This window comes from Mesorhizobium sp. M2A.F.Ca.ET.037.01.1.1 (assembly GCF_003998075.1).
Classification (GTDB): Bacteria; Pseudomonadota; Alphaproteobacteria; order Rhizobiales; family Rhizobiaceae; genus Mesorhizobium.
Map to the genome: position 1 here is coordinate 1 of NZ_RZSA01001422.1, position 1176 is coordinate 1176.

Annotated in this window: 1 pseudogene; it reads left to right on the forward strand. The window is 62.4% G+C overall.

Annotated features, from left to right (window positions below):
• Positions 1-1100 (forward strand): annotated as a pseudogene (locus EOA27_RS37300) (toprim domain-containing protein); the annotation flags it as partial.
• Between the last annotated feature and the right edge of the window lie 76 nt (positions 1101-1176).

Sequence of the window (1176 nt, forward strand, 5' to 3'; positions counted from 1 at the left end):
GTGCGCGGGTCTTCCTCGGGGTCCACAACGTATTTGACGTTTTGCTTCAGGCGCCGGCCTCACACCCCTACCTCGCGAAAAAGGGCCTGCCGCCCTTCCCTGGCCTTCGGCGCCTGAAGCAAAACGTCAAATACGTTGTGGACCCCGAGGAAGACCCGCGCACCGCCCGCGCCGGTTCCCTTGTCGTCCCGCTGTATACGCCTGGCGCCGAGCTTATCAGCGTCCAGCTTATCGGCGATGACGGCACGAAACGCTTTCTCAAGGGCACCGCGAAAGAGGGCAATTACCATCCGATCGGCAAACGGCCCGAAGATCCTGGCGCCGAGTTCCCTATTGCTATCGCCGAAGGCTACAGCACCGCCGCCCGTGTCCACCAAGCAACCGGCTACCTCACAATTACGGCGTTCGACGCCGGCAACCTGGGCCCCGTTTCCAAGGCGATACGGGCGAAGTACCCGAAGGCCCGCATTCTGTTCGCGGCTGACAACGACCGCCTTGTGAAGATGCCGGACGGCAGGATGAACCCCGGCCGCACCAAGGCGGAAGACGCGGCGGAAGCCGTGGGCGGCCTCGTCGCCTTGCCGGTGTTTGACGACGCCGAAATCGAGTTTACCGACTTCGATGACCTCGCGCGCAAAAGTGGCCTCGACGCGGTCCGCGATGTCATCGACGCCGTGCTCAACCCGAAGCCGGAAGCGGATGATAACAACCCGCCGTTGCCCCAAGATGCCAGCGAATATTACCAGGGCGGCGAAGGCCCGGCCGAGCACTTTGACGAAGTGCCACGGGGGCGCCAGCCCGAGGCCGAGCACCCGCTTGCCAACTTCGGCGAACCTCATTTCCGGTGCCTTGGCGTTGACGAAACGACTCTGTTCTTTCAGCCCGCCAATGTGGCGCAAGTCATCGCCCTCAACGCCTCGCAAATGTCTGCCTCAAACATGATGCGGCTTGCCAAGCTGCAATGGTGGGGAATCCGAATTCCCCGGCTCGAAAGAGGGCGTGGACTGGAAAGCCGCGATCAACGCTTGCATGCAAGCTTGCATGTACCGACGCAAGTTCGTGCCTCACAATTCCGTGCGCGGCCGAGGCGCTTGGTTTGAAGGCGAAACCGCCGTCTACCATGCCGGCGACCGGCTTATCGTGGACGGGAAAGAGTCGCTGTTTCACGATCACCGG